Below are 24729 nucleotides of genomic sequence, written 5' to 3' on the forward strand. Positions count from 1 at the left end.
TATTTGGATTTTTGTGTGAAAAATGGGCGACGAACACCGGTGAACGAACCGGTGTTCGCGCCACCGGGCGTCTCCCCGGCGAGATGGACCAATGTCTAAAATTTCCATGACGATCGACGATGCCGTTGCCTATTGTGGCATCGGACGGACGAAACTCTACGCGCTGATCAAGCAGGGCAAGCTCACCTCGAGGAAGAGCGGGCGCCGCACGCTGATCCTCACCGAAGAGCTGGATGCCTATGTCCGCGCTCTGCCAAGCTCCAAGACAGCGGCGTGAGGTGTGGCCATGGCAAAACCGACCGAACCGGCGGCGCAACCCGGCACCAGCCGGGCTCAGAGAACCGTGGCAACCGGCCAGACAGTCGATGAACGGAAACCAGCCGAAGCCGCTCTCCAGCTTCAGCCCAATACGCCCACCCCGCCGACGGAGCAGACCATGCCGTCGCTTACCCGTCAGCAGAAATGGAGCCGGGCAAATCCGCTGAAACGGTGGGCACATATGGCGCTCCGCTCGGCCGTTCGACAGGGCCTCGTCGCGCAGAGAGCCTGCGAAGATTACGGCAGCGAGAAGTCCGAGGCGCACCATACCGATTATTCGCGGCCGATACATGTCCAATGGCTCTGCCGCGCCTGTCATATGGCCGCACATAAGCGCCTGAAGGGAGCAGCGTTCGATGACAACGCCTCCCTTTGACCCCGTCCGCGCAGCGGCAGAATGGCTTGTGCAGCAGCAGGAGCCACCCTCCATGGTGATTCCGGTCCTGCGCGAACGGTTCGCCCTTTCGGTGACGGAAGCCTGTCACGGCTGCCGGATTGCCGGTGAACTTCGGAGGGCCGCGCATGCGTGACTTCACCAAGGTTTCGCCACTGATCTGGCGGGACAAGCGCTTTCACTGTCTCGCGTCTACCGACGCGAGACTGCTCTATTTTTACTTTCTCACAGGCGAACATCAGAACGCGTGTGGCTGCTTTCGCATTCCGGATGGCTACGCAGCCTCCGATCTACGATGGGATGCGGAGCGCTATGTCCAGGCGCGGGACGAGGTCGTCGCCGGTGGGCTCGCACAGTTCGATCCGGAGACAAGCGAGATCTACGTCAGCGGCTGGTACGAGACCAACCCGATTTGCAACGACAGCCACTTCAAAGGCGCACTCAAAAGTGTCTGCAACATCGAAAGCGACATGATCCGCGAGATTGTCGAACCTGAGATCGAGGCGAGCGACCAGCAAAGGCGCAAGAAAGTGCCAGAAAAGCAATCGCGGCTCGATGCAGCCCTGTTTCGGTCGAGAGACCTTTAGGGGCCGACACGTGACACCCGTGGGACACCGGTGTCGGACCGGTGTCGCACCTGTGTGACCATACAGAGACACAGACACAGACTGAGACGCAGATGGAGACCAAACAAAACCAAACAAAACAAAACTTGAAACCCGCTTCAGTCGCTGCAGTACGAGGTGCGTGGCGATGAACCGGCCGATGGCGTCTTCGGCTACGGCACGGAATCGTGTTCTCCGCGTGCCCGGGGATGAACCGTGAAAGCCAGCGATGTAACCGGCACCAATCGGGTGTTCTCCGCATGCGCGGGGATCGACCGATTTCCAACGACTTCGAAATTCCGGAGTTATGTAGGAATCCCACCAGCATTTCGATTCGGAATTAGGTACCGATGTCCCCAAGGCTGGCGGCACCTGGCTGGCAACGGAAATCTCTACACCTTCGCTGCCCAAAGTTCGCTGCGCAAAGCTATTGACTGCCAGCCTCCCGAAAGCCGCAGCAGATGAGTTCGAATGCTCGATCCCGACCGCCCCTGCCGGCTTTTGTACGGATCGAAGCGCACGCCAGTCAGCCGAGCAAGACGGACAGCCCATCTGGGACCGCCTATGGTCTCGACTTGCGAACGAAGACCGGATCTTCTTTCGGCGGGTCCGGAACTCTGGATTTGCCGTGCAGGTTGACACCAGCGCTGAGTTCGATGGTCTGCCAGATGTGGGCCGCGTTCGAAACTCCGAACTTGTCCTCCAGCATCCAGACAAACGCCTCTGTCGAGAGAATGTCCAGGTTGAGATTTTCCACCTGCCGCAGCGCCGCTCTTGCCTTTCGATCATCGACGATAAAAACCACGGCCCCGTGATCCCTCACGACTTTTTCGGCGGTCGACAGGATATTGAGAAGGCTCGCATCGCCGCGGCCCGTCCAACTCGGTTTCAAGTCCGGTCGGCTCCCGCCGATCGTCCAGTTGACCATCGCCTTCAGATATTCCCGGCCAGCCTCCGTCTCCATCACCGAAATTCGATGTTTGTTGGCATCGAACCAGTCGCCGATGAGTTTGCGTTGTTCTCTTCTGGGGTCGTCCCCGGGGTCGGGCTCTCGCGTGGATTCGATTTTCACCATGTCGGTGACCCAGACCTCGACTCCCGGGATGAACAGGGCGTCGAGGCCATCGAGCCCCGCATGAGACAGTAAGGACAGAGGGGAGTTGTCCGGGATCAGAAGCCGCGGCGCGCGGTCAATCCCGTCGTTCATCCGCCCATCCCCCAGCGCCGCATTGCGGCCGCCACCTCCGACCGGATTTCATCCTTGTGTTCCCCACTGACAGCGTGCCTGGCCACTTTCAATGGGAAGTCGGGATCGGCGGTATCGTATCCCAAGGGGTCGACAACTGGCCGATGTAGCGTGGGGCGTGATTTGCGAACCTCCGGGGGAACCGGTTCTCCGGCCGCGATCTTCAGGCGGATGAACTCCTCGGCGGACATGACCACCGTGCGGGGCTGATCCCTGTTCATCACCACGACCGCTTCGACATCGGCAGCGCGCAAGACATCGCCGAGGTTCTTTTGAAGATTGATTGATCGAATGGACTGCATGGCGGCCTCCATATGTTTTACGTAATTTTACATAAATGCGGGGTCGAGTGCAAGAATGGCTTCGGTAGGGCCGATGGGGTTTTTAACCAGCCTGCAGGACTGAACATGAAGGCCGTAAACCCCTCCGTCATGGAACCGTCTATTGCGAGCTGTACGGCGCAGCGAGCAGCGTATTCTCCGCATCCGCGGAGATAAACGGAGAGAAAATGGATCCAGCCAATTCGGCAGTCACCCACTTGCAGACTTTTCGCACGCTTGACGAACCCCACTCGTCCGCATAACCTCACCGCATTCACCAGGGGGGTCCCGACAAGGGGCTGAGATACTGCTGAGCGATTTCGCGGCGCAGTGACCCGTTGAACCTGATCCAGTTCATACTGGCGTAGGGACGGTGCAAGCGCTGACGACACGCGGATTCACGCCCTGAATCCGTATCGGCGTTCTCCATCATTCCGGCTCGATGACTGGGTCTCCAACGCGAAAACTTTGGAGCCTCACGATGAATATTGCCGCAAAGCCTGAAACCCCGACAGTCACCACCGGCCCGCTTCCGGCGTCGACGAAGATTCATATCCAGGGGGAAATCCATCCCGGCATCCGGGTGCCGATGCGCGAGATCGCGCTGCATCCGACCGCTGGCGAGCCGCCGGTGACGGTCTATGATTCCTCCGGCCCCTATACCGATCCCGCGCATGTCGTGGCGATCGAATCCGGCCTGCCGCGGCTGCGCCAGGCATGGATCGAAGCGCGTGGAGACGTGCAGGCTTATGAGGGGCGCGTGGTGAAGCCGGAGGACAATGGCTTTGTCACCGGCGACCGCCTGACGCCGGAATTTCCGGTGCGCGAGCGTCCCTTGAAGGCCAGGGATGGCAGGGCGGTGACGCAGCTTGCCTATGCGCGGGCCGGGATCATCACGCCGGAAATGGAATTCGTCGCCATCCGCGAGAATATCGGACGCAAGGCGATCCGGGAAAAGCTCGCGCGCGACGGCGAGAGTTTTGGCGCGGCTATTCCCGATTATGTGACGCCCGATTTCGTGCGCGAGGAAATCGCCCGGGGGCGGGCGATCATTCCGGCCAATATCAATCACCCGGAGAGCGAGCCGATGATCATCGGCCGGAATTTCCTGGTGAAAATCAATGCCAATATCGGCAATTCCGCCGTCACCTCGTCGATGGCCGAGGAGGTCGACAAGATGGTCTGGGCGATCCGCTGGGGCGCCGATACGATCATGGACCTGTCGACCGGCCGCAACATCCACAATATCCGCGAATGGATCATCCGCAATGCGCCGGTGCCGGTCGGTACCGTGCCGCTCTACCAGGCGCTTGAGAAGGTGGGCGGCATTGCCGAGGACCTGAGCTGGGAGGTTTTTCGAGACACGCTGATCGAGCAGGCCGAGCAGGGTGTGGACTATTTCACCATCCATGCCGGCGTGCGGCTTGCCTATATTCCGCTGACGGTCAATCGCGTCACCGGCATCGTCTCGCGCGGCGGCTCGATCATGGCCAAGTGGTGCCTGCATCACCATAGGGAGAGTTTTCTCTACGAGCATTTCGAAGAAATCTGCGACATCTGCCGGGCCTATGACGTCTCCTTCTCGCTGGGCGACGGGCTGCGGCCCGGCTCGATCGCCGATGCCAATGACGCGGCGCAATTTGCCGAACTCGAGACGCTCGGCGAGCTGACGAAAATTGCCTGGGCCCGAGACTGCCAGGTGATGATCGAAGGCCCCGGCCATGTGCCGATGCATAAGATCAAAGAGAATATGGACAAGCAGCTTGCGGTCTGCGGCGAGGCGCCTTTCTATACGCTCGGACCGCTGACCACCGATATCGCGCCGGGCTATGACCACATCACGTCCGGCATTGGTGCCGCGATGATCGGCTGGTTCGGCACGGCCATGCTCTGCTATGTCACGCCCAAGGAACATCTCGGCCTGCCCGACCGCAACGACGTCAAGACCGGGGTGATCACCTACAAGATCGCGGCACATGCCGCCGATCTCGCCAAGGGCCATCCGGCGGCGAAAGTCCGTGACGATGCGCTGTCGCGGGCGCGGTTCGAATTCCGCTGGGAGGACCAGTTCAACCTCTCGCTCGACCCGGATACCGCGCGTTCCTTCCACGACGAGACGCTGCCCAAGGAGGCACACAAGGTCGCGCATTTCTGCTCGATGTGCGGGCCGAAATTCTGCTCGATGCGCATCTCGCACGATCTGCGCGCCGAGGCGCAGAAGTAGGGGCTCGAAGCCATGGCGGCGAAATACCGCGCCGGCGGCGATCTCTATATGCCCGTGGGAGAGTGAGATGCGCATTCTCGTCAGGGGGGCCGGTGTCGCCGGCCTCGCGGTGGCGCATGAACTTGCGTCTCTCGGTTTTGCTGTCGATGTCAGGGATGTCGCACCATCGATCGGGGCGGGTGCCTCGTGGCTGGCCGGTGGCATGCTGGCGCCCTGGTGCGAGCGGGAAAGTGCCGACGAGCGGGTGCTCGTGGAAGGCAGGGCTGCCGCCGATTGGTGGGAGGCGGCCGTGCCTGGCGAAGTCATGCGCAAGGGCACGCTGGTGGTCGCGCCGCAGCGAGATCTGGGCGAGCTTGCCCGCTTCGCGTCACGCACATCCGGATATGAGTGGCTGGGTGAGGATGGCATTGCCGAGCTGGAGCCGGGGCTTGCCGGCCGCTTCCGCAAGGGGCTGTTCTTCCGCGAGGAGGCGCATCTCGATCCGCGGCGGGTGATGCAGGGCCTGCATCGATCGCTGCAGATGCAGGGTGTCCGGTTTCATCTCGGTGTGGCTGACGGTTTGGTCGAGTGCCAATTTGAGCCAGGGCAGTCGCATGTGCCGCAAGACCCTCTCTGGCATGCCGGCCATCTCCCCCACAAGGGGGGAGAAGACTTGCGGCATGCTCCCTGCCTCAATTGGGCCGCAGCGGAGCCGCGGCTTATGCCCGTCCCCCTTGTGAGGGGCCGAGGGAGGGGTCGAGACAAGTGGCTCGACCTCGAAGGTTGGCGAGGGGCCTTCGATCCAGATGCGATTGCATCGGACTATCACCAGATCATCGACTGCACCGGTTCTGCAATGATCGGCAAGCTGGAGCATCTGCGGGGCGTGCGTGGCGAGATGCTCTATCTGCAAACAGAGGAGATCGCATTGTCCCGGCCGGTCCGGCTGCTGCATCCGCGTCACCCGATCTATATCGTCCCGCGGCAGCACGGCCGCTTCATGGTCGGCGCGACGATGATCGAGAGCGATGCGGGCGGGTCGCCGAGCGCGCGTTCGATCATGGAACTGCTCAATGCCGCTTATGCCCTGCATCCGGCCTTTGGCGAAGCCCGTCTGATCGAGACCGGCGCGGGTGTGCGGCCGGCGTTTCCGGATAATTTTCCGCGCGTGATCGCAGCGGGACAGGTGCTGCATGTCAACGGGCTCTATCGCCATGGCTTTTTGCTGGCGCCGGCCATGGCCCGGCAGGTGGCGGAGCTTTTGGCAACGGCTGAGATGAAACGAACAAAGGCAGGAGCGACGGCATGAAACTGATCGTCAATGGCGAAGATCATCACCTCGATGCGGCAACACTCACCGATGTCATGACCCTTCTCGAATATGAGGGCGGATGGCTGGCGACCGCTGTCAATGGCGAGCTCGTTCATCGCGAGGACCGAACGGATTGCCGTCTCACCGACGGCGATCGGATCGAAATTCTCACGCCGCTGCAGGGAGGTTGACATGGTCGCATTTTATGGAACCGAAATCGGTTCGCGCCTGCTGTTGGGCACGGCGCGCTATCCCAGCCCTGCCGTTCTCGAAGAGGCGGTGCGGCGGTCCGGAACGGAGATCGTCACTGTGTCCTTGCGGCGTGAAATGGCCGGCAGCAAAGCAGGCGGGACATTCTTTGACCTGATTCGGGCGCTCGGTGTGCGCGTGCTTCCGAACACGGCGGGGTGCCATTCGGTGTCCGAAGCGGTGCTGACGGCAAAGATGGCGCGCGAGTTGTTGCAGACCGATTGGATCAAGCTGGAAGTGATCGGCCATCACGACACATTGCAGCCCGATGTCTTCGCCCTGGTGGAGGCGGCAAAGATCCTCTCGGGCGAGGGCTTCAAGGTGTTTCCCTATACCACGGACGATCTCGTGGTCGCCGAACGCCTGCTGGACGCCGGCTGTGAAGTGCTGATGCCATGGTGCGCACCGATCGGCTCGGCCATGGGGCCGGTCAACAGGATGGCGCTGAAATCGATGCGGGCGCATTTCCCCGATATTCCCCTGATCGTCGATGCCGGCATCGGCCGTCCCTCACATGCGGCGATGGTGATGGAGATCGGCTACGATGCCGTGCTGCTCAACACGGCTGTCGCGGGTGCCGGGGAGCCGGCTTTGATGGCCGAGGCCTTCGCGCAAGCCATCGAGGCAGGGCACAAGGCCTGTCGCGCAGGACCGCTCGAACCGCGGGACATGGCCGTGCCGTCGACACCAGTGATCGGCAAGGGGGTATTCGCATGACGCTCGATCCCTTCTACCTGATCGTCGACAGCGCTGCCTGGATCGAACGGCTGGTTCCGCTGGGCGTGAGACTGGTGCAGTTGCGGATCAAGGATGTCCCGGATGACAGGCTGCGCCAAGAAATCCGCCGGGCAAAGGCGATCTGTGCCGCTCACGGCTGCCAGCTTATCGTCAACGACCATTGGCAGGTCGCGATCGAGGAAGGCTGCGATTTCATCCATCTGGGCCAGGAGGATCTTGCAGCTGCCGATCTCTCAGCCATTCGTCGGGCCGGCTTGAAACTCGGCCTTTCCACGCATGACGAGGCGGAGCTTGCAACGGCGCTGGCCGCCAGGCCGGACTATGTCGCACTCGGTCCGATCTATCCGACCATCCTCAAGCAGATGAAATGGGCACCGCAGGGGCTTGAACGCATCAGAGACTGGAAACGGCGCGTTGCCCCGCTGCCGCTGGTGGCGATTGGCGGCTTGAATGTGGGGAGGCTGCAAGGTGTGTTCGAGGCAGGCGCCGATAGCGCGGCTGTCGTCACCGACATTACGCTCAATGCCGATCCCGAGGCGCGGACAGGGGAATGGATCGAACGAACGGCGGCGTGGCGATGAATGTCAGACCGAAGGTGCTGGTTGTCGCCGGCTCGGATTCTTCCGGCGGCGCTGGCATCGCACGCGATGTGGCGACGATTGCCGGTTTCGGTGTCGGGGCCTCGGTCGCCATCACGGCGATCACCGCGCAGACGCATGCGGCCGTCATCGCGGTCGAGCCCATATCCGCGCATCTGGTCGCCGCCCAGATGCGGGCGGCACTGGCCGCCGATCCGATCGCTGCCATCAAGATCGGCATGATGGCGACGGCGGAGGTGGTGCAGGCCATCGCCGATGTGCTGGCCGACATTGCCGGCATTCCGGCCGTTCTCGATCCGGTGCTTGCGAGTTCATCGGGAACCCGGCTGCTCTCTGATCCCGGGCTAAGAAGCCTCAGGCAAAGGCTGCTGCCCGCCTCCTCCCTGGTGACGCCCAATCTCCCCGAGCTCGGTATTCTCACAGATCGCGAAACGGCGCGTTCGGACGCCGAAATCGCGCACCAGGCCGCGCAAATCCTGGACATGGGCTGTCCCGCCGTGCTGGTCAAGGGCGGCCATAGGGACGGCGCGATGTCGATCGACACGCTCTATGTGCCCGCCGTGCCGCCACGGCATTTCGCTTCGCCGAGACGCCAGCTCACGTTGCGGGGAACGGGCTGCATGTTGTCGAGCGCCGTCGCGGCGCATCTGGCGCTCGGCCAGGACATGCCGGCGGCGCTCGCCGCGGCAAAGGCGTTCATGGACCGGCAGTTCGATGCGGCGGCCGAGTGATCGCTGACATTGCGGTCGATGACCCGAACGGAGCCGATGACGGGGACGTAGAGATATTCTTGCCGCCGCTGGCCGATATACTGCGGGGGCCATGCAAAACACGCCGGGTCCCCTGAACAGGGGATTGTGCGACTTTGTCGCATCTATACCGTTTTTGAGATCAAAACGGGGAGCGATCAATGTCTTATTCAATGGTGTTGAAGGAAACTGTCGAGGGAACCGACAAATCCGTGACCTTTGCCGGCATAGGCGGGGATTCGGTCATCATGACGGGAACCGGGTTCAAATACGATGCCGACGGCTATCTCAAGGCCGGCAACATCACCAAGCTGACCTATATCGACGATGATTTCTCAGGCCCCGTGAAGGCACAAACGGTGACGATGAAGCGCGCCGTCTCCGCCGCGGACCTCTATCACGATGTCCTGTCACCGGCGATTGCGCTGATCAAGCAGACGGCGGATTGGTCGACGATCGATACGATCGACACATTCACGTCCAAGCAGATCGTCATCGAGATGGATAATTTCAATTTCGTCACGATCAAGGGCACGGGCTTCACCCAGGATCCGACAAAGGGCACGGTGACGTCGCTCGAATATTCCGACTTCAACGGTCATTCGCTCGATACGGTCGATAACCTGCATGCCTCGCTTTCCGCGGTCATGACGGCGCTCGGCGGGTCGGGCGATATCTACAACTACCTCGCCCAGGGCGACAGTTCGATCAAGGATTTCACCGCTTTCCCGCCGACGCTGGAAGGAGGCCTCGGCGACGACAGGCTCGATGGCGGTGATGCTGCCTTTCCCGTTGCCGATTATCGTCATACGGCGCTTTCGGGGATCAAGGCGGACCTCGGTACCGGAAAAGTGACCGGCGGTGCGGGCCATGACACGCTGGTCGATGTCATCGGCCTCCAGGGCAGCAATTTCAACGACGAGATCATCGGCAAGGATACAAAGGATGGCACCTTCGGAGAGCAGTTGAACGGAAATGGCGGCGCCGACAAGATCAGCGGGCTTGGCGGTATCGACTATCTCTATGGAGATGACGGCAACGACACGCTTTCGGGAGGCAAGGGCGACGACAAACTGACCGGCGGGGCCGGCAACGACAAGATCGATGGCGGCGACGGGGTCGATCTTGTCAGCTTCGATGGTGATGTCCTGGGCAAGAAGGGCGTCGAGATCGATCTCGGCAAGACGGGCCTCCAGAATTTCGGCGCCTGGGGGAAAGACACGATCCTGAATGTGGAAGGCGTCTATGGCAGCGCCAACAATGACATGATCACGGGCACCGACAAGCATGACGAAGTGCTGATCGGCGGCGGCGGCACGGATGTCATCAAGGGGCTCGGCGGCAATGACACGCTCTATGCCCAGATCGGGCCAGGCGGCTTCTACACCGAAGTCATCGGCAACGATACGCTGGACGGTGGTGCCGGCAATGACATCATCAATAGCGGCGACGGCGCCGACCTGATGATCGGAGGCGCGGGCAAGGACACGTTCGTTTTCCAGCGGCTTCCCCAGACATTTTTCGGCGACGACGTCGACAAGATCAAGGATTTCGACAGCAAGCAGGACATGATCAAGATGGCCCACCAGGCGATCGACCAGTTCGATGCCGGCAAGGTGAACGCCGACCATTTCGTCCTCGGCACCGCCGCCAAGGATGGCGACGATTGGCTGATCTATGACAAGAAGACCGGCAATCTCTATTATGACGAGGATGGCAGCGGCACCGATCACGATCAGGTGTTGATTACCACCCTCATGAACAAGGGCGACCTGTCCAATACGGATTTTCTCCTGACCTGAATTCGATCGAGTGAGCTCCCAGCCATCTTGCGATTGCAGCGGGTGCGCCAACGCGGCGAGAGTCTGTCACGGCGTAACGCGATGCGAATGGTTGAAAAATGAGCACGAAATTCGATTGACTACAAAGTGAGCTTGTCATAGCTTCGCCTGACAAATGGCACTGATCGCCAACGGCAAATGAGCCCCGATCTCCGCAAATTTCTGCGGACGGGGCTTTTTTTATGCCGTTTCTCCGGTCGTGCCATGGCCTGATTGTTCCAATTGGGAGTTTGGCGTGGCAGACGGTGTTCGTGGTCAGAGCGGTGGATTGCCGGGCAGGTGTCAGGCCGGTGCGTGCCGTCATCGTCCCGGATTGCAGGAGGCGTCGTGATCCGGAAGACCATCCCCCTTTCGCTGCTTTATTCGACCACGGGCACCTATGCGGCGCTTGGCCGCGATGCCGTGGATGGCGCCCTGACGGCTGTTGCCGAGGTCAACGGCGACCCCGCTTCATCCTTCCAGTTCGAGCCGCGGGTCGATGACCCCGCTGGCAATGCCGAGCGCTATGCCGAATTCGCCGAAGCGGCCATTCGGCAGCGGGGATGCCGGCATATCGTCGGCACGATCACGTCCTGGAGCCGCAAGGATGTGCTGCCGGTCGTCGAACGGCATGGGGCGCTGCTCTGGTATGCCTTCCCCTATGAAGGCTATGAGACGAGCGACAGCGTCGTCTATCTCGGCGCCTGTCCCAACCAGCATCTGCTGCCGCTGTTCGATCATGTCCTGCCGCGCTATGGCAGGCGGCCGTTCATCGTCGGGTCGAACTATATCTGGGGCTGGGAGATCGGCCGCATCGCCCGTGAGATGACCGAGGCGGCAGGCGGCGAAGTGCTGGCCGAGCGCTTTGTACCGCTCGGTTCGGAAGAGGTCGACCATCTGATTGCCGAGATCCGCCAGAAACGGCCGGATTTCATTCTCTCCAATCTCGTCGGCCGCTCCGTCCATGCCTTTATCCGTGCCTATGCGGAATTGCGCGACAGCGACCCGGAATTCGGCGCCGACCGGCGGCCGATCGTCGCCTGCAACTTTTCAGAAACAGACCTCGAAGGGCTGAGCCCACGCGCAAAGGCAGGTCATATCGTCACTGATATCTATCTGGACAAGCTCGACACCGAGGAGAACCGGCGTTTCAAGGCACGGCTGGCGGCGCGTCGCGGGGGAGGGCGGCCGGTCACGGGGCCGTTCGTCTTTGCCTATATGGCGGTTTCCATCCTTGCCCAGGCCATCGCCGATGCCGGCACCGACGATCCCGATGTGATCCGCAAGGTGGTGACGCAGCGCCGGTTCGAGACACCGATCGGGCCGGTCTCCTTCGATCCGCGCACGCATCACGCCGGGCTGAGGCCCTATATCGGCCGCTCCGACGAAGAGGGCGGTTTCGAGGTTTTCGACATGGACACGCCGGTCATCGAGGCCGACCCCTATCTGGTGCGCTCGGTCTTTCCCGCCAAGCCCGTGAGCCATGCGCCGGCACCGGGACTGAAGGTGGTGAAATGAGCCAGTTCGAACGGCCGATGTTTTCGAGTTGGCAGGCGGTGATCCTGCACCGGCCGCATCCGGCCGTCGAGGCGCTGACGCGGCAGCTGCAATCGCTGCATATCCGGGTCAGGTCCGTCTGGCCGCAGCTCGACGAGCAGGATGCGACAGCCGATGTGGTGTTTTTCGATGCCGATATGGGGCACGACCAGCAGTTTCCCTGGCCATCGGGCTTTTCGCCCATGCCGCTCGTGGCACTCATCGGCTCGGAAGCGCCGGGACGGATCGAATGGGCGCTGGCCCAGGGTTCGAACGCGCATATGCTCAAGCCGATCGGCTCGACCGGCGCCTATAGCGCGCTGCTGATCGCCGCGCACGCCTATCGGAAAGCACGCAGCCATGCCGACGATATCCGTGTGCTCGAGGACCGCCTGCGGCAGCGGCCGATCGTGGTGCGCGCCGTGTTGCAGCTGATGCAGCAGGGCTATGCCGGCGAGACTGCGGCCTTCAAGCGGCTGAGAAGCATTTCCATGGATTGGGGCATGACGATCGAGGAGGCGGCGGATGCCATCTGCAGGAACGACAAGCGCACCCGCGGCGGACCATAGAACAAGGATGAAAAAGGGAGACGGAATATGGAGATAAAGGAAGGCTATGCACCCTATGGCGCCTACCGGACCTGGTACCGGATCACCGGCGACATGGCGTCCGGCAAGCCGCCGCTGATCGTGGCGCATGGCGGGCCGGGCTGCACGCATGATTATGTCGATAGTTTCAAGGATATTGCCGAAACCGGCCGCGCGGTGATCCACTACGACCAGGTCGGCAATGGCAAATCCACGCATCTGCCGGACAAGGGCGGGGATTTCTGGACCGTCGATTTCTTCAAGGCGGAGCTTCACAATCTCATCGATCATCTCGGCATTCGCGAGAGCTATTGCCTGCTCGGCCAGTCCTGGGGCGGCATGCTGTCAGCGGAGTTTTCGGTTGACCGGCCGGCTGGGCTGAAGGCGCTGGTGATCGCCAATTCGCCGGCCGCCATGGTCACCTGGATTTCCGAGGCCAATCGGCTGCGTGACGCGCTGCCGGCCGATGTGCAGGCGACGCTGCTCAAGCACGAACAGGCCGGCACCACGGATTCGGCTGACTATACCAAGGCGACGGATGTGTTCAACGAACGCCATGTCTGTCGCGTCGTGCCCATGCCGCCGGAGGTCAAGCGCACGTTCGATGCCATTGCCGAGGACCCGACCGTCTACCACACGATGAACGGACCGAACGAATTCCATGTCATCGGCACGATGAAGGACTGGTCGATCGTCGGCCGCCTGTCGACCATCAATGTGCCGGTGCTGCTGATCTCCGGCCGCTTCGATGAGGCGACCGAGGCCTGCGTACAGCCCTATGCCGATGAAATTCCGGATGTGCGCTGGCGAATCTTCGAACAATCCAGCCATATGCCGCATGTCGAGGAACGTGCCGCCTGCATGGCCGAGGTGAGTGCCTTCCTGGATGCGAAAGCGCCCTGAAAACAAGGACCGCCCTATTGGGGCGGTCGCGAATGCCAGTCCTATCGAACCAGCCACAACAACAGGGGAACAGACCATCATGACCAAGAGATCAATGACAACCTTCCGTCGTGCAGGGGCCGCTCTTGCCGGCGTCCTGCTCGCCCAGACCATGCTTGCGGGCCTCGCCCATGCCGAGGACCGGGCGGCGCTCATGGCCCAGCATCGCGGCGGCAGCATGGTGCTGTCGGCCGTGTCTGCGGCCGGCACCATCGACCCGGCGATCAACTATACCGCCCAGTACTGGCAGATCTACCAGATGACCTATGACGGCCTGGTCAAGTTCAAGCAGGCCGGCGGTATCGAGGGCTTCAAGATCGTCCCCGATATCGCCGAGGCGATGCCGGAGATGAAGAATGACGGCAAGACCTTCGTGTTCAAGATCCGCAAAGGCATCATGTTCTCCAACGGCAAGGAACTGACGCCGGCCGATGTCGTCGCCTCGTTCCAGCGCATCTTCAAGGTCAAGGGGCCGACCGTCGGCAGCTTCTATAACGGCATTGTCGGCGCCGACAAATGCATCGCTACGCCCGATACCTGCACGCTCGACGGCGGCATCAGCGCCGATGCGGCCGCCGGTACTGTGACCATCAATCTCGTGGCAGCGGATTCGGAATTCTTCGACAAGCTCGCCGTGCCGCATGCCTCGATCGTGCCGGCCGACACGCCGGCCAAGGATGCCGGGACGACGCCGATCCCGACCACTGGTCCCTATTATTTCGACAGCTACAATCCCAATGAAGCGCTGGTCATGAAGCGCAATCCGCATTTCAAGGAATGGAGTGCCGATGCCCAGCCGGACGGTTATGCCGACGAGATCATCTACAAGTTCGGCATGACCGAAGAAGCTGTCATCAACGCCATACAGAACGGCCAGGTTGACTGGATGTTCGATACGCCGCCGGCCGACCGTCTGCCGGAACTCGGCACCAAATATGCCAAGCAGATGCATCTCGATCCGCTCGCCGCCTTCTGGTACGCGCCGATGAATACCAACCTGGCGCCGTTCAACAATGTCAAGGCGCGCCAGGCGCTGAACTATGCACTCGATCGCGATGCGCTGGTCGGCCTGTTCGGCGGCGACGCGCTGGGGCAGCCGACCTGCCAGATCCTGCCGCCGGATTTCCCCGGCCATGTTGATGATTGCATCTACACCAAGGATCCGGGCCCGACCTGGTCGGAGGCCGACATGGACAAGGCCAAGCAACTGGTCGAGGAATCCGGCACGAAGGGCCAGAAGATCACCGTGATCGCCGAAGACAATGCCGTTGCGCGGGGCATCGGCACCTATGTCCAGAGCGTGTTGACCCAGCTTGGATATGAAGCCTCGATGAAGGCGATCTCGCCGAATATCGAGTTCTCTTACATCCAGAACACCAACAACAACGTCCAGATCAGCATCACGCAGTGGTACATGGACTATCCGGCGGCGTCGGACTTCCTCAACGTGCTGCTCTCCTGCGGCAGCTTCACCAAGGGCAGTGATTCCTCGATCAACATTTCGGGCTATTGCAACAAGGACCTCGATGCTCAGATGAAGGCGGCGATGAAGCTCTCGCTCACCGACGAGAAGGGCGCCGAAGCCGAATGGGCGAAGATCGACAAGGGCTATATGGCTGAGGCGCCGCTTGCGCCGCTGTTCACGCCGAAAAGCGTCAATTTCAGCTCGGCCCGCCTCGGCAATTACCTGTTCAACAAGCAGAACCGCTGGATCATCTCCCAGTCCTGGGTGAAATAATCCGTGTGGGCAATGGCGTGCAGCCGCATGCCATTGCCCGCTTCATCCTTGAACAATCCGAATCGGCGAGAATAGCGGCTGTTTGCGACCGTGTGACCGTCGGTGACGGCAGGAACTGGAAATGACCCTCGTATCCGACAGCATTGCCAATCCGATGGAGAATTCGGAAAGCAAAGGCCTCCGAAAAGGCTCCAGCCACTGGCAACGCGCCTGGCGGCTTCTCAAACGCGACAAGCCGACGATCGCCGCCGCCCTGGTGCTGCTGGTGATCATCCTGTCGAGCCTCGCCGCACCGCTTTATGCGCATTACGTGTCGGGCACCGATCCGTTCAGCTCCAATCTCAGCGGCAAGATCAAGATCGACGGCAAGAGGGTCAAGATCATGCAGCCTTCGACCGAGGGGCTGGGTCTTGGCGTGACGCCGATCGGGCCGACTTGGGCTGCGCAATATTTCCTCGGCGCCGATACGCAGGGGCGTGATGTCGCCGCCCGGCTGCTTTACGGCGGCCGCAATTCGCTGCTGATCGCATCCTGCGCCACGGCCATCTGTCTGGTCTTCGCCGCGCTGATCGGCATCTGCGCCGGCTTTTTCGGCGGCGCCGTCGATATGTTCCTGTCGCGGTTTCTTGATATCCTTTGGGCCTTTCCCGTCTATCTCCTGGCCATTTCGCTGTCGATCGTGCTGATTTCCAAGGGCATCGTGCTTGGCCCGATCGAGATCACCGCCGACAGCCTGCTGCTGCCGATCGGCATTATCGGCATCATCTACGTGCCTTATGTGGCGCGCCCGGTGCGCGGCCGCGTGCTGGCGCTGAAGAACAGCGAATTCGTGCTGGCGGCGATCGGCCTCGGCATTCCCGAATGGCGCATCCTGTGGAACGACATCCTACCGAATGTCTCGACCATGCTGATCGTCTTCATTCCGCTGATGATGGCGCTCAATATCGTCACGGAATCGTCGCTCTCCTTCCTGTCGATCGGTGTGCAGGCGCCGGATGCCAGCTGGGGCACCATCATCCAGGATGGCCAGACGCTGCTCTACACCCGTCCGATCGTCGCTCTGGCGCCCGGCATTGCCATCGCGCTCACCGTGCTGACGCTCAATGTCGTGGGCGACAGCATCCGCGACGCGCTCGATCCGCGCACAAAGATCGTCTGAGGAGGCGGAGATGACCTACGCGATCCTCCAGCGTCTCGGGCAGATGCTGTTCGTAATGTTCGGCATTTCGGTGCTGGTATTCCTGATCTTCTTCGCCACGCCCGGCTCCGACCCGGCCGCCCGCATTGCCGGCCGCAATGCCTCGCAGGAGACGATCGCGCAGATCCGCACCGAATTCGGCTTCGACCGGCCGCTGCCGGTGCAATATGTGCTGATGATGAAACGGCTGTTCGTGACGCAGGATCTCGCATCCTACGTCAATCGCGGCATGCGCGTCGTGCCGCAGGTCGTTGAAGCGGCGCCGGTGACGCTGTCGCTGGTGTTCGGCGCCGCCGTGCTCTGGGTGGTTGGCGGCATTGTCTTCGGCGTCATCGCCGCGATGGCCCGCGACACCGTGCTCGACCGGGGCCTGATGGCGCTGGCGCTGATCGGCGTCTCGATGCCGGTCTACTGGCTGGGCGAGGTGATGAACCTGATCTCGCAGAGCCGCTTTCATGACAGCTGGGCATTTTCCTGGGTGCCGGCGCTCGGCTACAAGCCGCTGTTTTCCGATCCGGTCGGCTGGTTCCTGACCCTGATCATCCCGTGGTCGACGCTGGCCGCGCTCTATATCGGCATCTATGGCCGGGTGCTGCGCGCCAATCTGGTCGAGGCCTATCAGGAGGACTATATCCGCACCGCCCGCGCCAAGGGGCTGAGCCCGATGCGGGTGATGCTGCGGCATGCGCTCCGGACATCCTTGATCCCGTTCGTGACCATGTTCGGGCTGGATTTCGGCGCCCTGGTCGGCGGCTCGGCGCTGCTGACCGAAGTGGTGTTCGGGCTCAACGGCGTCGGCCGGCTGACCTACCAGGCGCTGCTCAATCTCGACCTGCCGATGATCATGGGCACGGTCATGTATGCCTCCTTCTTCGTCGTGCTCGCCAATGGCCTGGTCGACATCGTCTATGTGCTGATCGACCCGCGTATCAGGGAGAATTGAGATGACGCCCCCTGAAAAACCGCTGCTGCTCGATGTCAACGGCCTGAGCGTGTCTTTCGCCACCGACCACGGCGTGGTCAAGGCGGTCGATGATGTGTCCTTCAGTGTCCGCGAAGGCGAGATCCTGTCGATCGTCGGCGAATCCGGCTCGGGAAAATCCGTGACGCTGCTGTCGCTGCTGGGACTGCATGACCGCAAGACCACACGCGTCGAAGGTGCCGTCTCGTTTCGCGGCCAGCATATCATCGAAATGTCGGCCAGCCAGATGCGGCGTATCCGCGGCAAGGAAATCGGGCTGATCTCGCAGGACCCGATGACGGCGCTCACGCCCGTCTATACGATCGGCTGGCAGATCGCCGAGCAGATCCGCGCCCATGAGCCGATCTCGCAGCGCGCCGCCCGGCTCAGGGCAATCGAACTGCTGGCCGAAGTCGGTTTCTCCAATCCCGCCGAGGCAGTCGAGCGCTATCCGCACCAGCTGTCCGGCGGCATGCGTCAGCGGGCTGTCATCGCCATGGCGCTCTCCTGCCAGCCGGCGCTGCTGGTCGCCGACGAACCGACGACGGCGCTCGATGTGACGGTGCAGGCGCAGGTGCTCGACCTGTTGCTGAGGCTGCGCAAGGACCTGGGCTCGGCGATCATCCTCATCACCCACGACATGGGCGTGGTCTCGGAAGTCGCCGACAAGGTGGCGGTGATGTATGCCGGCCGCATCGTCGAGCGCGGCACCACACGGGAAATCTTCTCCAATCCCATCCATCCCTATACCTGGGGCTTGATGGCCTCGATCCCGCCGCTGACCGGCGAGCGTCCGAAGCGGCTGATTTCCATCGCCGGCATGCCGCCGACGCCGGGCAGCATTCCGGAGGGTTGCGGCTTTCAGCCTCGTTGCCGGTTCGCCCGCCCCGAATGCGCGGGCCGGCCGCCGCTGCGTCGCATCGACGATCAGGCAGCCCTTTGCATCCTCGACGGCGAGCAGCGTGATGCCCTGCGCAGCACTGTTTTGACATTGGAAGAGCCCGCATGAGCGCGACCGACAAGACCAAGCCGCTGCTTTCCGCCGAGGCGCTGACCAAGAATTTTGTCGTCGGCAAGACCATCCGGCCCGGTTCGGGACGCATTCTGCATGCCGTCGACGACATCAGCCTCGATGTCTATCCCGGCGAGACGCTGGGCCTGGTGGGCGAATCCGGCAGCGGCAAATCCACGCTCGGCCGCTGCCTGACCCGGCTTTATGACATCACTGCCGGTCAGCTGACCTTCGACGGGCAGGATATTTCCAAAGCGGAAAAGCGAGCGCTCAAGCCGGTGCGGCGCAAGATGCAGATGATCTTCCAGGATCCTTCCGCCTCGCTCAATCCGCGCCGCAAGGTGCGCGACATGCTGGGCGAGGTGCTGAAGGTGCATGATATCCGCCGGGGATCGGAGATCGACGATCGCTTGGCCGAACTGATGGAACTGGTCGGCCTGCGCCGCGAATATCTCGACCGCTATCCGCACGAATTCTCCGGCGGCCAGCGCCAGCGCATCGGCATCGCGCGGGCACTGGCAGTCGAGCCGGCGCTGATCGTCGCCGACGAGCCGGTGTCAGCTTTGGATGTGTCGGTCCAGGCGCAGATCGTCAACCTGTTCGCCGACCTGCGCCAGCGGCTCAACCTCACCTATGTGTTCATCGCCCATGATCTCGCGGTGGTGCGGCAAGTGTCGAGCCGGGTGGCCGTCATGTATCTTGGGTCGATCGTCGAAGTCGGCGAGACCGATGCGCTCTACGGCGCGCCGCGCCACCCCTATACGCAGGCGCTGCTTTCGGCCATCCCCCAGCCGCACAATCGCGGCAAGCAGGAGCGCATCCTGCTCACGGGAGAAATCCCAAGCCCGCTCAATCCGCCCAAGGGCTGCAAATTCTCGACCCGCTGCCCCTATGCCCAAGCGCTCTGCCATGAGACGCGGCCGGTGCTGACCGGCGATGCAAGTGGCCGCAACGTTGCTTGTCATTTTCCGCTGGAGTGATCGAACTCACGCCTTCACATAGCGGACACCGCGGGCCAGCCAGCAGCCAATCGTCAGTCCAGTGACCTTACCATCGCCATCGCGGTCGAAGACCATGCTCCAGTCTCCCGGCGCAGGCGCATCGAGGCCGCGCGGGCAGGGCATCAGCCAGACGTCCGGCCCGATTGCATAGAGGGACTGCATGCGCGATGTGCCAAGGAAACCCTTGCAGACAACGAACATTGCACCGCCGCTGGACGTGACCTGGAGGTCGGCATCCAGTTCTTCGCAATGAAAGCGGCCCTCGATATCCTTACGCGCCTCACCGCTGACAGGCTTCAGCCGTAGCGATAGATTCTCGTCCGCACGCTTCAGGAGGATGTCGCTGCCGTCTCGCGACAGCACCATTTCGTCGGAGCGCGCCGTTCCATCCGGCATCAGGGTCACGATTTCCCGCGAGGTCTCGAACCGCGCGGTCAAACGACCGGTGTCGAGCGGCGTCAGGCTCAATGTGAGCTTCGTTTCCGGGTCGAGATAGTGACCGGCCCAGTCTGCTTCGCCGGCAAGGCGCGCCGGAGCAGCCTTCGTTTGGCCGAGGGCGGCGAGCATGACCTGCTCCGCGGCGGCATGGGCATCGCTCTCATGGTTGAACATGACGACAACCGAAAGCCGCTCGGATGGCGCATGGAGCCGCTGCAATCGCCAACCGCGCAGCGCCCCGCCGTGACCGGTCATTTTGATGCCGCCGATGATCATATGCGCCAGGCCGAAACCATAGCTGGCGGCAGCGCCGTCCGAAAAGGTCTGCGTCTTCGAGATGCGCGCATAAGGGCTTGCCATGTCGTCACGGCCGGCGTCGATGAAAGTCTCCCAGGCGATCATGTCGTCCAGCGAGGCCCAGATGCCCGCATCGCCGGACCAGTAGAGATTGTTTATGGCCGGGCGGAAGCCAACCTGGACATTGCCCTCATAGCCGATGGCCGCTCCCTTGAACTTGCCGGTGTCAGGAAACAGCTCCGCCGTCAGCATGCCTGCCGGTCCGAACAGATGCCTGGCGAAGAGATCGCCAAGCTTTTCGCCGGTATGGGCCTCGATCAGGTCGGACAGGATACGGAAATTACCGTTCGAATAGGAATAATGCGAGCCGGGCGCAAAATGCGTCGTCCTGGTCCGCCCAAGCAGGCTCGGCCCATCTTCCGGCCGGAACGCGCCCTCCGGATCGGCGCCGCAGAGAACCGTCAGCGCCCAATAATCACGCAGGCCGGATTGGTTGTTGCAGAGATCGACGACGCGGGGCAGATCGCTCTCGAAGTTGGGCAGGTAAGCCGCGAGCGCCGCGTCCAGCAGGGAAGGATCGCCGACGCTTTCCAGGAGGGTCGCGCAGGTGAATTCCTTGCTGATCGAGCAGATCGGCATGATCGTCGAGGGTGCCATCGGCACATGACGTTCAAGATCCGCATAGCCCCAGGCATGTCTGACCTCGATCTGGCCGTCGCGGATCACGGCAACCGCGCCTCCCGGCCCTTTGTAGAGATCCGGCAGGGAGCGAATGGTGGCGTCGAGGAGCGGATGCTTGGATGACATGTGAACTCGCATTAGATGAACGTGGGGGCAATTCTAGGGGGCGTTAAGAACAGGAAGTGCGACTCAGCGAGGTCGGCCTTGCCCACATCATCCAGGATAAGCACAGACTTGTGGCATCGGAATAGTCGGAAATGCCTACGGCATTGAGTGCGCTCGATGATTGTGAGCGTCCTCGCCGAAAGGTCGCGGTCTCTGGCGAGAGGTCCTACAGGGCCAGCGCGTCGCGGAGCGTCAGGCCTTCCTGAACCCTGAGATCGAGGTCCGCCTCGATATGATGGATGTGATGCAGCATCAGGTCGCAGGCGCGATCAGCGTCATGTTTTTCAAGCGCATCCAGAACGGCGCCGTGTTCGTTGTGGCCACAACTCGAAATGCCGGAGCGGCCATAGAGGGCGATCACCAGGGATGAGCGGGCGACGAGCTCGTCCATGAACTTCTGCAGGATGGCATTGCCCGCATGGCTTGCCAGCATCAAATGGAAATCGCCGGAGGCCTTGATCTCGGCCCGCCGTGCCGTCGGGCCGCGCTCGTTCATGAAGCGCGATTCCTGCTCCAGGTGTTGGCGAAGTGCCGCAATGTCGGCCGGCGTCAGCCGCTCGGCGGCGGCGCGCACGATGCCCGGCTCGATCAGACGGCGGGAATCGAACACCTGCCTGGCCTCTTCCGGCGTCGGATTGGAGACGAAGGCGCCGCGATTGCGCTCAATCTTTACCAGGCCTTCATAAGCCAGCATCTGCAATACCGAGCGCACCACGGTGCGGCTGACATCGAACAGCGTGCCGACCTCGGCTTCCGAGAGTTTTGCCCCCGGGGCAAGCCTGCGGTCGACGATTGCGTCACGCAGTGCGTCGCGGATCGCCTGGGCGCGGTCTTCCTGGTTCTGGTCGATGTCAGCTGTTTTTTCGATGATATTCATGCGTGGATTCCCATCATCTTGTTCTATCGCGAATGCGGCCGCGTGGGAATGCCGATGATCCTAAAAATTATTGCATACGATTTGACCATAGGATCGCAGACAATCGCTTGTTTTTTACGCAAGCAGGGGAGGGCGGTTTTGCCGACATATTACTAACAGGAAAATAAGAATGTAAATCAGCGCTTTATTGCAATGCGGCGAAACTGGCACGGCGGATGCATGGCTTGTGCAGTGCATGGGAGCGCCGCATGAGCAAAGCCGCCGAAATCGACATCGTCTCCGTCTCCAAGGTCTATGGCCAGACGACGGCAGTCCATTCGATCAGCCTGAAGATTCCTGCCGGCACCTATTGCTGCCTGCTCGGGCCATCCGGCTGCGGCAAGACCTCGACGCTACGGATGATCGCCGGCCATGAGGCGATTTCGAGCGGCGATGTCAGGCTCGGCAATATCGTAGTCACCGACCTGCCGCCAGCCAAGCGCGGCACGGCGATGATGTTCCAGTCCTATGCATTGTTTCCGCATCTCGATCTCGTCGACAATGTCGCCTTCAGCCTGAAGATGAAGGGTGTCGACAAGGCCGAGCGCCACGCCAAGGCCATGGCCATGCTCAAGCTGATGCAGCTTGAACCCTATGCGACGCGGCGTCCCGCGCAATTGTCCGGCGGCCAGCAGCAGCGCGTGGCGCTTGCACGCGCGCTGATCACCGATCCCGAGGCCTTGCTGCTCGACGAGCCGCTCTCGGCGCTCGATCCGTTCCTCAAGATCAAGATGCGCGCCGAGCTCAAGAAGCTACAGACCTCGCTTGGCATTTCCTTCGTGCATGTCACCCATAGCCAGGAAGAGGCCATGGCCCTGGCCGACCTGATCGTGATCATGAACGACGGCCGGATCGAGCAGGCGGCGGCGCCGCGCACAGTTTTTGAGCAGCCGGCCACGGCCTTTGTCGCCCGCTTCATGGGGGATCACAATGTGATCTCCGGCAAGATCACCGCCACGACTGAACATGGCATCGATCTCGACGTGGTGGGCGGTGGCAAGTTCTCGGCGACGGGCCGGCAGGCCGAGATCGGCGCGCCGGCGGACATTGCCATTCGTACCGATCGTGTCCGAATTGGCGAGACCTCGATACCAGGCTTCGGCTTCACCGGCATTGTCTCCAATGTCGAATATCGCGGCTCGACAGTGAAACTTTCCCTCGCCGGCGCAGGCATCGAGGACTTCACCGTCATCCTCGGCGACAACGAATTTTTTGCCCAGCCGATCACGGTCGGCCAGGCCGTGCCCCTCTTCTGGGAGCCGCGCGACGCCATCGTGCTTGGCCGGCTCGACAGCTGATCCTTCAGAACAACATAAAAGGAGAACAGACCATGCGTGACACCAATAATGACAAGACTGCCGAAAAAGCGGGCATTTCGCGCCGCTCGCTGTTGAAAACCGGTGCCGCCGCCGTTGGCGCCGCCGCCGGCACAGGCCTCATCACCGGCTTCCCGACCATCTGGGCGAAGACCAATATCACGCTCCGTCAGTTCGGCACCGGCGTGTCGAACCTCAACGACATTGCCGAGAAGTGCAAGGCCGATACCGGCATCACGCTTGAAATGACGGCAACCGACTCCGACGCTGCCGCCCAGCGCGCCGTCACCCAGCCGAACTCCTACGACATTGCCGACATCGAATACTGGATCCTGAAGAAGGTCTATGCGGCCGGCGTCATCCAGCCGATGGAAACCAAGAAGCTGAAATATTACGATGCCGTCGTGCCGCTGTTCAAGAACGGCAAGCTCAAGCCCGACAGCGTCATCGCCCAAGGCACCGCGCCGCACACCGTCGGTTACGTCGAGTCCAAGGACGCGAAGAAATTCGCCGGCCACGAGACCGAATTCTTCACCATGATGCCGACGATCTACAACGCCGATACGCTCGGCATCCGCCCCGACCTCGTCGGTCGCGAGATCACCAGCTGGGCCGACATTCTCGACCCGAAATTCAAGGGCAAGACGGCGATCCTCAACATTCCGTCGATCGGCATCATGGATGCGGCGATGATCATGGAAGCCGCCGGCAACATCAAATATGCCGACAAGGGCAACATGACCAAGGCAGAGATCGACAAGACGATCGACTTCCTGATCAAGACCAAGGGCGACGGCCAGTTCCGCGCCTTCTGGAAGTCGTTCGACGAGTCTGTCAACCTCATGGCCTCCGGCGAAGTCGTCATCCAGTCCATGTGGTCGCCGGCCGTCGCCGCTGTCCGCTCCAAGGGCATCGCCTGCAAGTTCCAGCCGCTCAAGGAAGGCTATCGTTCGTGGGGCGGCGGCCTTGGACTTGCCTCGCATCTCTCCGGTGCGCAGCTCGATGCTGCCTATGAATATATCAATTGGTACACGTCCGGCTGGGTCGGCGGCTATCTCAACCGGCAGGGTTACTATTCGGCCTGCATGGACACCGCCAAGAAGTATATGTCCGAGGACGAATGGGGCTACTGGATCGATGGCAAGGCCGCCAAAGGCGACATCAAGGGCCCGGACGGCAAGGTCATGGAAAAGGCCGGCGCCCTGCGCGACGGCGGCTCCTTCTATGAGCGCATGGGTCACGTCGCCTGCTGGAACTCGGTGATGGACGAGGACCGCTACATGGTCAAGCGCTGGAACGAATTCATCGCCGCCTGATCGCGGAGCCCGGATCCGGCCAGCCCCTTGGCCGGTTCGAAGCGCTTTCTCCCCACCCGGGTGGGGAGAAAG

The 24729-nt window shown here is 61.8% G+C and carries 23 protein-coding genes, 1 pseudogene and 1 riboswitch; of the genes and pseudogenes, 20 read left to right on the forward strand and 4 right to left on the reverse strand.

Translation table 11 applies throughout. From position 1 onward, the window contains the following. The first annotated feature begins 91 nt into the window (after window positions 1-91). From AC1DYF_RS21265 to AC1DYF_RS21275, 3 genes are all read left to right on the forward strand, one after another. Window positions 92-277 carry a helix-turn-helix domain-containing protein gene (locus AC1DYF_RS21265; protein ID WP_477878755.1) on the forward strand — a complete coding sequence of 62 codons (186 nt, stop codon included), beginning with the start codon at window positions 92-94 and terminating at the stop codon, window positions 275-277. A gap of 9 nt (window positions 278-286) precedes the next feature. Further along, on the forward strand, window positions 287-694 hold the full coding sequence (locus AC1DYF_RS21270; protein ID WP_477878756.1) for a hypothetical protein: 408 nt from the start codon (window positions 287-289) through the stop codon (window positions 692-694). A gap of 146 nt (window positions 695-840) precedes the next feature. Next, window positions 841-1299 carry a hypothetical protein gene (locus AC1DYF_RS21275; protein ID WP_477878757.1) on the forward strand — a complete coding sequence of 153 codons (459 nt, stop codon included), beginning with the start codon at window positions 841-843 and terminating at the stop codon, window positions 1297-1299. Window positions 1300-1879: 580 nt separating this feature from the next. On the opposite strand, the gene AC1DYF_RS21280 is transcribed toward AC1DYF_RS21275, so the two are convergent. Together AC1DYF_RS21280 and AC1DYF_RS21285 are read right to left on the reverse strand one after the other, a co-directional pair. Further along, window positions 1880-2524 carry a hypothetical protein gene (locus tag AC1DYF_RS21280; protein ID WP_477878758.1) on the reverse strand — a complete coding sequence of 215 codons (645 nt, stop codon included), beginning with the start codon at window positions 2522-2524 and terminating at the stop codon, window positions 1880-1882. Then, a complete protein-coding gene (locus AC1DYF_RS21285; protein ID WP_477878759.1) occupies window positions 2521-2865 on the reverse strand; it encodes a hypothetical protein in 345 nt (114 codons plus the stop codon). Before AC1DYF_RS21285 ends, AC1DYF_RS21280 begins: the two co-directional genes overlap by 4 nt. A 287-nt stretch (window positions 2866-3152) precedes the next feature. Further along, window positions 3153-3272, forward strand: a riboswitch (TPP riboswitch). Between the two features lie 92 nt (window positions 3273-3364). Here AC1DYF_RS21285 and thiC point away from each other — a divergent pair. The 15 genes and pseudogenes from thiC to AC1DYF_RS21360 all read left to right on the forward strand — a co-directional run bounded on the left by thiC (window position 3365) and on the right by AC1DYF_RS21360 (window position 19507). Next, window positions 3365-5173: pseudogene (gene thiC / locus AC1DYF_RS21290) on the forward strand (phosphomethylpyrimidine synthase ThiC). Between the two features lies 1 nt (window position 5174). Next, on the forward strand, window positions 5175-6395 hold the full coding sequence (locus tag AC1DYF_RS21295; RefSeq protein ID WP_477878760.1) for an FAD-dependent oxidoreductase: 1221 nt from the start codon (window positions 5175-5177) through the stop codon (window positions 6393-6395). After that, window positions 6392-6589 carry a sulfur carrier protein ThiS gene (gene thiS / locus AC1DYF_RS21300; RefSeq protein WP_477878761.1) on the forward strand — a complete coding sequence of 66 codons (198 nt, stop codon included), beginning with the start codon at window positions 6392-6394 and terminating at the stop codon, window positions 6587-6589. Before AC1DYF_RS21295 ends, thiS begins: the two co-directional genes overlap by 4 nt. Window position 6590: 1 nt before the next feature. Further along, window positions 6591-7364 (forward strand): thiazole synthase, encoded by a 774-nt coding sequence (locus AC1DYF_RS21305; RefSeq protein ID WP_477878762.1) that lies wholly within the window; start codon window positions 6591-6593, stop codon window positions 7362-7364. Further along, on the forward strand, window positions 7361-7966 hold the full coding sequence (locus tag AC1DYF_RS21310) for a thiamine phosphate synthase (protein ID WP_477878763.1): 606 nt from the start codon (window positions 7361-7363) through the stop codon (window positions 7964-7966). Before AC1DYF_RS21305 ends, AC1DYF_RS21310 begins: the two co-directional genes overlap by 4 nt. Further along, window positions 7936-8715 (forward strand): hydroxymethylpyrimidine/phosphomethylpyrimidine kinase, encoded by a 780-nt coding sequence (locus AC1DYF_RS21315; protein ID WP_477878764.1) that lies wholly within the window; start codon window positions 7936-7938, stop codon window positions 8713-8715. Before AC1DYF_RS21310 ends, AC1DYF_RS21315 begins: the two co-directional genes overlap by 31 nt. A 179-nt stretch (window positions 8716-8894) precedes the next feature. Beyond that, complete coding sequence (locus tag AC1DYF_RS21320) at window positions 8895-10535, forward strand: calcium-binding protein (RefSeq protein WP_477878765.1); 1641 nt, start codon at window positions 8895-8897, stop codon at window positions 10533-10535. A gap of 366 nt (window positions 10536-10901) precedes the next feature. Next, entirely contained in the window at window positions 10902-12071 is a 1170-nt protein-coding gene (locus AC1DYF_RS21325; protein WP_477878766.1) for a transporter substrate-binding domain-containing protein, read from the forward strand. Beyond that, window positions 12068-12658: an ANTAR domain-containing response regulator gene (locus AC1DYF_RS21330; RefSeq protein ID WP_477878767.1), complete on the forward strand. Its 591-nt coding sequence runs from the start codon at window positions 12068-12070 to the stop codon at window positions 12656-12658. The genes AC1DYF_RS21325 and AC1DYF_RS21330 overlap by 4 nt, the downstream gene beginning before the upstream one ends. A 27-nt stretch (window positions 12659-12685) precedes the next feature. Then, window positions 12686-13579, forward strand: coding sequence for a proline iminopeptidase-family hydrolase (locus AC1DYF_RS21335; protein ID WP_477878768.1), 894 nt, complete (start codon window positions 12686-12688; stop codon window positions 13577-13579). A 79-nt stretch (window positions 13580-13658) separates the two neighbouring features. Continuing rightward, the gene (locus AC1DYF_RS21340; protein ID WP_477878769.1) at window positions 13659-15356 is read left to right on the forward strand and encodes an ABC transporter substrate-binding protein; all 1698 of its coding nucleotides are present in this window, start codon (window positions 13659-13661) and stop codon (window positions 15354-15356) included. Window positions 15357-15477: 121 nt separating this feature from the next. After that, window positions 15478-16515, forward strand: a complete 1038-nt coding sequence (locus tag AC1DYF_RS21345; RefSeq protein WP_477878770.1) for an ABC transporter permease — start codon at window positions 15478-15480, stop codon at window positions 16513-16515. A gap of 10 nt (window positions 16516-16525) precedes the next feature. Beyond that, window positions 16526-17497, forward strand: a complete 972-nt coding sequence (locus AC1DYF_RS21350; RefSeq protein WP_477878771.1) for an ABC transporter permease — start codon at window positions 16526-16528, stop codon at window positions 17495-17497. Between the two features lies 1 nt (window position 17498). Beyond that, a complete protein-coding gene (locus AC1DYF_RS21355) occupies window positions 17499-18524 on the forward strand; it encodes an ABC transporter ATP-binding protein (RefSeq protein WP_477878772.1) in 1026 nt (341 codons plus the stop codon). After that, complete coding sequence (locus AC1DYF_RS21360) at window positions 18521-19507, forward strand: ABC transporter ATP-binding protein (RefSeq protein ID WP_477878773.1); 987 nt, start codon at window positions 18521-18523, stop codon at window positions 19505-19507. The genes AC1DYF_RS21355 and AC1DYF_RS21360 overlap by 4 nt, the downstream gene beginning before the upstream one ends. A gap of 6 nt (window positions 19508-19513) precedes the next feature. Here AC1DYF_RS21360 and AC1DYF_RS21365 read toward each other — a convergent pair whose 3' ends face one another. Continuing rightward, window positions 19514-21070 (reverse strand): D-aminopeptidase, encoded by a 1557-nt coding sequence (locus tag AC1DYF_RS21365; protein WP_477878774.1) that lies wholly within the window; start codon window positions 21068-21070, stop codon window positions 19514-19516. Between the two features lie 205 nt (window positions 21071-21275). Then, window positions 21276-21986, reverse strand: coding sequence for a GntR family transcriptional regulator (locus tag AC1DYF_RS21370; RefSeq protein ID WP_477878775.1), 711 nt, complete (start codon window positions 21984-21986; stop codon window positions 21276-21278). A gap of 248 nt (window positions 21987-22234) precedes the next feature. Here AC1DYF_RS21370 and AC1DYF_RS21375 point away from each other — a divergent pair, with 248 nt between their 5' ends. Beyond that, entirely contained in the window at window positions 22235-23323 is a 1089-nt protein-coding gene (locus AC1DYF_RS21375; protein WP_477878776.1) for an ABC transporter ATP-binding protein, read from the forward strand. Between the two features lie 32 nt (window positions 23324-23355). Then, the gene (locus AC1DYF_RS21380; RefSeq protein WP_477878777.1) at window positions 23356-24657 is read left to right on the forward strand and encodes an ABC transporter substrate-binding protein; all 1302 of its coding nucleotides are present in this window, start codon (window positions 23356-23358) and stop codon (window positions 24655-24657) included. Window positions 24658-24729: the final 72 nt, after the last annotated feature.

The sequence above is a fragment of the Rhizobium sp. P2_G9 genome (assembly GCF_056403475.1).